The sequence below is a fragment of the Janthinobacterium sp. CG_23.3 genome (genome assembly GCF_046115965.1).
Classification (GTDB): Bacteria; Pseudomonadota; Gammaproteobacteria; order Burkholderiales; family Burkholderiaceae_D; genus Janthinobacterium.
The window spans coordinates 1-7,432 of sequence record NZ_JBJXIB010000188.1; the positions used below are offsets into that span (position 1 = coordinate 1).

The window sequence follows — 7,432 nt, forward strand, 5'->3', positions numbered from 1 at the left end:
CGGGGCGGTTTTGGTGGCATGCACGCATGATGCGTTATCCACGATTCGTTTACAACAACTTTCTACGCTGTACGCTCAGGCTGAATAGTCACGATATCGGCATAGTTTGGCGACCATTGTAATTGCTTGCGCGCGCGCGTGGAATCGGCGACCAAGACCGCCGGATCGCCGTCCCGCCGCGGCCCGGCCAGTTGGCCGATGGCGCGGCCGCTGACCTGCCGCGCCGCCGCGATCACTTGGGCGATCGAATAGCCGTTGCCATTGCCTAGGTTAAAGCAGTCGCTGGCGCCCCCCGCCAGCAGCGATTGCAGCGCCAGCAGGTGGGCTTCGCACAAATCCATCACGTGGACGTAGTCGCGCACGCAGGTGCCGTCCGCCGTGGCGTAGTCGTCGCCGTAGACGGTGACGGCCCCGCGCCGGCCGGAGGCGGCTTGCAGCACCAGCGGAATCAGGTGCGTCTCGGGCAGGTGGCGCTCGCCCAGTTCCGCGTCCGGGTCGGCGCCGGCGGCGTTGAAATAGCGCAGGCAAATGGACTTCATGCCGTAGGCGCGGTCGAAATCGGCCAGTATTTCCTCGACCATCCACTTCGAACGTCCGTAGGGGTTGATCGGGTGCTTCGGGTGGTTTTCATCGATGGGGACGTAAAGCGGATTGCCGAAGATGGCGGCGGTCGACGAAAAGATGAACTTGTCGACGCCGTGCCGCACCATCGCGTCGAGCAGGCGCACGGTGTTGCCGACGTTGTTGTCGTAGTACTTGGCCGGCTCGCGGAGCGATTCGCCAACCTGGATGAAGCTGGCGAAGTGCATCACGGCGCCGATGGGAAACGCTTGCAACATGACGTCCAGCGCGCTGGCGTCGCCCAGGTCGCAGGCGATCAGGCTGTCGGCCGGCACGGCCTCGCGCCAACCCTGCGACAGGTTGTCGAGCACCACGCAAGGGTAGCCGGCCTGGCCCAGGCGCTTGACCATGTGGCTGCCGATGTAGCCGGCGCCGCCGACCACCAAAATATACGGTTTCATGTGCCGCCTCCGGACGGATCGGGTAATTCGGGCATGGGGAAAATCAAAACCACCGGCGTAAGCCCGGGGTCAGACCCCGAGGGTCTGACCCGCTCGCCTTGGCGCCGGCTCTTTGCCTTGGCTGGGCTTTCACCGTTGCCGGCACGCCAACTTCAGGGTGGGCGTGGGGGGGGCGCCCCCCCCTCCCCGCCAGCGTCAATCGGCCAGCACGTTTTGCTGCGCTCCGCCCGTCTCGGCGGCAACCGCCAGCGCCGCCTTCTTGCCGGCGAGGAAGGCGTGGTCCGAGTTGTAGTACTCCCACTCGCTGTAGCGCCCGGCCAGCACGATGTCGTGGCCGGCCAGCCACGTCTTCACCAGCTCGACGTTGGCGGCGCGGGCGTGGTCGTAGACGACGTAGGCATAGGGCATGTCGACCTGGTTGGCGGTCAGCAGGCGGTCGTCGGGGCGCAGCATGCCGACCTTGATGCAGTCGGCCATGCAGCGCGCCACCAGCGCCGCGCCGCTGAGCGGCAAGGGCTTGCTCGGCGAATAGGAGATTTCGCAGGTCAGGCCGAAGCCCCCGGGCGGGTTGCAATGCGGGCTGGCATTGCCCTGGACGAAGATGCGGTGGAATATCGTCTCCTCCGGATAGTAGACCCAGTGTTTGTCGGTGATCTGCTCGCGCGCCACGCCAAGGTTGACGCAGCGCACCGACACGTGGCGCAGCGCGCGCGCGGCGGCGCGCACCTCGGCCGGCGCTTGCTCGCCAATCAGCCTGATCAGTTCCGGCAGCGGCATGGTGCTGATCAGCTGCTGGTAGCGGAAACGGCGGCCGTCGGCCAGCGCCAGCACGTGCTCGCGCGGCAGCAGTTGCACCACTTCGGCGTTGAGTTCGACTTTGCCGCGGATATGCGGCAGGAACGCCGACATCAGCGCCTGGAAGCCGCCCCGCAGCGGATAGCCGAAGCGCGCGTTCGGCCCCATCGGCCGCGCCACCGGCTCCAGCGCGCCGTCGATGATTTCCTCCAGGTCCGGCAACGGCACCCGCCCGCCCAGCCACGAGGTTTCCATTTCCGTCAGCGGAACGGTCCACAGCTTGCGGTTGTACGGAATCGCGAAATGCTTGGCGATGCCGGCGCCCCACACCTGGTAGATGAACTGCTCGAAGTTGATCGACTCCTTGCGGGCCGGCAGCGCGGTCGCCGCGTTGGCCACGTCGGCGCTGCCGTCGGCGCAGCAATCCTCGACCGGTTTGAGCACGGCGCAGGCCGGCGCGGGCGCCGCCGCCGGCGCCGAACCTTGGCGCAGGTTGCCGAAGCGCGCCTGCATCGCGCCGACGATGCATTCCTTGATGACGGCCGGCGGCAGGCCGTAGAGCGCGCCCTGGAATGGGTAGCGCGTGTAGACGTTCTTGCTGTAGATCCAAGCCTCGCGGTTTTGCCAGTGCATGTTCGGCCCCAGCAGCAGACGGTACAGCTCGAGTACGTAGGGGTCGGTTGAAAACATGATGTGGCCGGCGTGGTCGAAGGTGAAACCGGCGTCGCTGACCGAGCGGCACCAGCCGCCCACCTCGGCGTTGCGCTCCAGCAGCAGCGTGTCCGCTCCCAGGTGGTAAGCGGCCGACAGCCCGGTCGGGCCGGCGCCGACGATCGCGCAGCGCACCGCCTGCGGCGCGTTGGGCGTGCGCAGCGGGTTGACCTTGCCCGCGGCGGCGGCGTCCGGCGCCAGCGCCGCCACGGCGACGGCGCGCGCGCCCTGGCCCGGCTTGGTCGAATCGAGCAGCGCGCGCATCTGCTCCACCGTCGCGTCCCAGGAAGTCGCGGCGACCACCGCGGCCATGCCCGCGGCGCGCGCGGCGCGCTGCGCCGGCGTCGCCGCGAGCGCCTCTTCGCAGGCGCGCACGAAGCCGGCGGCGTCGTCGGCGATGGCGACCAGTTCGCCGTACGGCACCACCACGTCGGCGATCGCCGTGCTGACGATCGGCAGTTGCGCCGCCATGTATTCGAGCACCTTGGTCGGGCTGATGAACCGCGTCGCCTCGTTGAGCGCGAATGGCATCAGGCAGACGTCCCAGCCGGCCAGGAAGTGCGGCAGCGCCTGGTAGGGTTGCTGGCCGAGGTAATGGATGTTCTGCCGCTGCGGCAGGCTGGCCGGGTCGATTTTCAGCACCGGCCCGACCAGGACGATCTGCCAGTCGCTGTGGGCGTCGGCCAGCGCCGCCACCAGTGCCGGGTCGAAGCGCTCGTCGATGACGCCGTAGTAGCCCAGCCGCGGTGCCGGTATGTTCAGGTGCGCCGGATGGCCGTTGTGGCGGTCGAGCGCCTGCTCGAAATGCACCACGTCGACGCTGCTGGCGAAGCAATGCGTGTTCGGATGGCGCGCGCGCTTGGCCTCGAACAGGCTGGGGCCGCCGGCGAACACCAGGTCGGCGCGCGCCAGCAGCGCCGCCTCGCGCTGCAGCAACTGCTTGGGCGGGTTCTTGAACGCCGCCAGCTCGTCCATGCAGTCGTACACCACCAGGTGCGGATGCAGTTGCGGCAGCAGCGGCAGCGCCATCGGCGTGTAGAACCAGACGATCGGGTCCTCCTCCGGCGTCACCTCGCTCAGCAGCGACTGCAGCAGCGCCAGCTGGTCGTCGTGGAAGCCGCCCGCCGGCACCGGCGTTTGCGGCTGGCACAGCGTCACGTTGGGCGCCGGCGTCGACAAGGTCAGGTGCGGCGCCCCCTCGTGCAGCGTCGGCTCCTCGACGAACAACACATGGTAAAACTGCGCCAGACGCGACAACAACTGCTGTGGCCTTTGGTAGACAAAGTTCCAACGAAGATGAGAGAAAACCATGATCGTCCTCATTCCAGCTCCTTCCCGCCCTGGTGGCGCGTACGTTGAACACAGGTGCCGCGTCAGGCGCTGGGCCTGGCGCAACCCCGTTGCATAAGGCTCGGACAGCACGCGCTGCAGTGGCTCCGGCCCGCTTAAACTGACATCCCACAAGCCGCTGTGGTGCCAGAAATTCTCGTCCTCCCAATCCGGCCGGTCGATCGCCGGATACATGCAGATGCCACGCAGGTCGCCGCCGTGCTGGTGCGCCAGCGCGGCCTGCTGCGCGGTTTCCCTGATCCAGGCGCCGCGGCCGCTGCCGACGTGGCTGGTCTCGGCCAGCAGCAGCGGCCGGCGGTAGCGCCGCTGCACTTCCAGCAACAACTGGTGCAGCGGCATGCGGCGCGGCTCGCCCAGGTGCCACCACAGGCGCAGGTTGCTGCCGCTTTCCCATTGGTTGCTGTGGTAATAATTCAGGCCGATCAGGTCGAGGTAGCGCTCGGCCCCGCCCAGCTCCGGCTCGCTGCGTCCGCACAGCATGTCCCAGGCCTCGAACTGCGACTCGCGCCATTGCGCGGCGGAGTCGGCCCAGTCGGGCCGGTCGGGCGGCGCGATGACGTGGATCAGCGGATCGCACTGCAGGATGCGGGCGCGCGGGTTGACGGCCCAGATCGCGTCGCAGCCGGCGAGCGTCGCGCGCACCAGTTGGCGCTTGCCGTCGGGGCCGGCGTTGGGCCGCTCCGTGTTCAAGCCCTGGAACATGTGCACCGACAGGCCCCAGCTGGAAAACGAGATTTCGTTGATCGGCGAGTAGATCGGCGCGGCGTCGGAGAACGGCGCCAGGTATGCGCTGACGGCGCCGCAAAAACGCGCGAAGCGTTCGACGAACTGCGGCGCGAACAGGTCGACGTCGGCCGGCCAGCCGTAGTGGTGGAAGGTCCAGCAGATCTGCAAGCCCATCTCGCGCGCCAGCCGGGCGCGCTCCTCCAGCGACGAGAAGTCGAAGCGGCCGTCCCGTTCGACCAGGCGCCAGCCGACGCTTTCGCGCACCGTGCGTATGCCGAACTGGGCCAGTTGCGCGTAGTCCTCGCGCACCCGCGCCAGATGGCCGCTGGCCTGGTTCATCGACAGTGCCCGCCCGGCGTGCGTGACGTGGTCGGCGCCCTCGAAGCCGGCCTGCCAGTACGACAGGAACGGCGCGGCGGCGGCGTCGTCAGGCTCACTCATCGGGGCCGCCATGCAGCAAGGTCTTCATGCCAAATCTCCTTTGAAAAACCGGCGCGCCGGTCCGCCGTCGTTGCCGCTAATGCCAGGCGCAAGCAGGCGATTAACACCGGGACCGGCCCCCTAGGGTCCGCCCCCGGCGCTTTGCCTCCGGTATGCGTCGCCGTCCCGGTCGCCTTGGCCGCGCGCGGCGCGTCAATCGATTTTCTCGTTGCGGGTGGCCGCGCTGATCAGTTCCAGCTCGACCTTGGGCGTGCGGTCGGCGTTCAACAGGCCGTTCGCCTCCTGGAAGGTGTTGGCGAACTGGGTGTAGCAAAAACCGCTGAACAGTTGCGCCGTGTTGACTACCGCCAGCAGGCGCCGGTACAGGTCGAGGAAGCCGACCTCGCTGGTGGCGCGCGAGTAGCCCCAGGTGTGGCCGTCGGCGCCCGCCGCCGGCTTGGTGAAGGCAATGCCGCCGAACTCGGTGAGCACGATCGGCTGGCCGCGGTGCGGAAAACCGTCCAGCGTCAAGATGCGCCCGCCCGGGCGGCGCTGGTCGAACAGGATCGTGCGCGAGGCGTCGGTGATGGCGTAGCGCGCCTGCAGCCGCTCCGGGTCGCAGTCGTAGTCGTGGATGCCGAGGATGTCGGTGGCCGAGGCCTCCCAGCCGTCGTTGCCGATCACCGGACGGGTCGCGTCGAGCGTGCGCGTCAAGTGGTACAGCGCCTCGACCGCGTTGCGGTGGGCCTGGATCGCGGTCAGGTTCGGCACCCCCCACGATTCGTTGAACGGCACCCACACCAGCACGCAGGGGTGGCTGTAGTCGCGCTCGATAACCTCGGTCCACTCGCGCACCATGCGCGTGATGGCGCGCGTCGTGAAGCGGTAGGCCGACGGCATTTCCTCCCATACCAGCAGACCGAGCCGGTCGGCCCAGTACAGGTAGCGCGGGTCTTCGATTTTCTGGTGCTTGCGCACGCCGTTGAAACCGAGCGCCTTGGCCAGTTCGACGTCGCGCTTGAGCGCGGCGTCGGACGGCGCCGCCAGCAGCGTGTCGGGCCAGTAGCCCTGGTCCAGCACCAGCCGCAGCGGATAGGGCCGGCCGTTGAGCATGAAGCGGTCGCGGTTGATCGCCACCGAGCGCAGCGCCGTATACGAGCGCACCGTGTCGATGACCTGCCCGCCCTGCAGCAGCAGAACCTCGGCGTCGAGCAGGGTCGGGCGTTCCGGACTCCACAGCAGCTCGTTGCGCGAATCGTCGATGCCCGGGTCCGCCAGCGAAATCTTGCGGTTCGCCTCGTTGCCCAACAGCGCGTAGCGGTCGTCGGCCAGCAGGCTGTCGCCGTGCCAGATGCGCACTTCGACGACCAGGTCGTCGGCGACGTCGCCGCCGGCGAACACTTCGCAGCCGATCTCGTAGCCCTCGAAGATCGGCGTCCAGCGCAGCTTCTGGATATAGGTGGCGGCGACGCGTTCAAGCCAGACCGTCTGCCAGATGCCGGTGGTGCGCGGATACCAGATCGAGTGCGGCTCGAGCTGCCAGTCCTGCTTGCCGCGCGGTTTGGCCAGGTCGTGCGGGTCGTCCTCGACGTACACCGTCACGGTGTGGCGGCCGTCGGCGTTGAGCACGTCGCCGATGTCGGCGACGAACGGCGTGTGGCCGCCCTCGTGCTCGGCCACGACGTGGCCGTTGACCCACACCTTGGCCTGGTAGTCGACGGCGCCGAAGTGCAGCAGCACGCGCCCGGGGCCGGCGGCGATGTCGAACTCGCGCTGGTACCAGCAGGCGACGTGGAAGCCGCGGTCGCCGACCCCGCTGGCCTGCGACTCCGGCGGAAACGGCACGGTGATGTCGTGGGTCCAGTGAATGGGATCGGACGGCAGCTTGTGGCGCCGCTCGTTGTCGAAGGCGAAACGCCAGGGACCGTTGAGCGACTGCCAGTGCTCGCGCACCAGTTGCGGTCGGGGGTAGGCAAATGCGGACATCGGCTCCTCGTCGGGTGGGTCATATGGTCGGGTGGGTCGGGCAATGCGGCCGGGCAAGCCGGGTCGGGTGCGTCGCCGGGCGACGGCTTCGCGTACCGGTTACTAGTTGGAGCCGGCGCGGCGGCGGTAGTTCCAGCGCCGCGCCGGTTTCCACCGCCGCCTTTAACTACGTCAAACAACCGCGTCAAACCACCGCGTCAAACTTTGGCGCGACGCCGCGGCCCGGCGCCTCAGGTTTGCCGCGGCGGCGGGGGCGGGGGCCGAAGCCCCGGCCGACGGCCACCCACTACGCCCACCCCACCGCCCACCCGCCCCTGCCCCCACCCCCCCACCCACCCACGCCTCACCCCCTCCCCTCACCCGCGCCCCCACACCAGCCGCCAACCAGTGCGCGGTTTCTGCCTCCTTCTTCTTTCCACCGC

Annotated in this window: 3 protein-coding genes; all 3 read right to left on the minus strand. The window is 68.5% G+C overall.

Annotation, left to right across the window (positions count from 1 at the left end; genetic code table 11):
• Positions 1–62 precede the first annotated feature (62 nt).
• Positions 63–1,022 carry a UDP-glucose 4-epimerase GalE gene (gene galE / locus ACFDR9_RS26205; RefSeq protein WP_409032872.1) on the minus strand — a complete coding sequence of 320 codons (960 nt, stop codon included), beginning with the start codon at positions 1,020–1,022 and terminating at the stop codon, positions 63–65.
• Positions 1,023–1,217: 195 nt separating this feature from the next.
• The gene (locus ACFDR9_RS26210; protein ID WP_409032873.1) at positions 1,218–5,045 is read right to left on the minus strand and encodes an FAD-dependent oxidoreductase; all 3,828 of its coding nucleotides are present in this window, start codon (positions 5,043–5,045) and stop codon (positions 1,218–1,220) included.
• A 192-nt stretch (positions 5,046–5,237) separates the two neighbouring features.
• Complete coding sequence (locus ACFDR9_RS26215) at positions 5,238–7,010, minus strand: glycoside hydrolase family 2 protein (RefSeq protein WP_409032874.1); 1,773 nt, start codon at positions 7,008–7,010, stop codon at positions 5,238–5,240.
• Positions 7,011–7,432 lie beyond the last annotated feature (422 nt).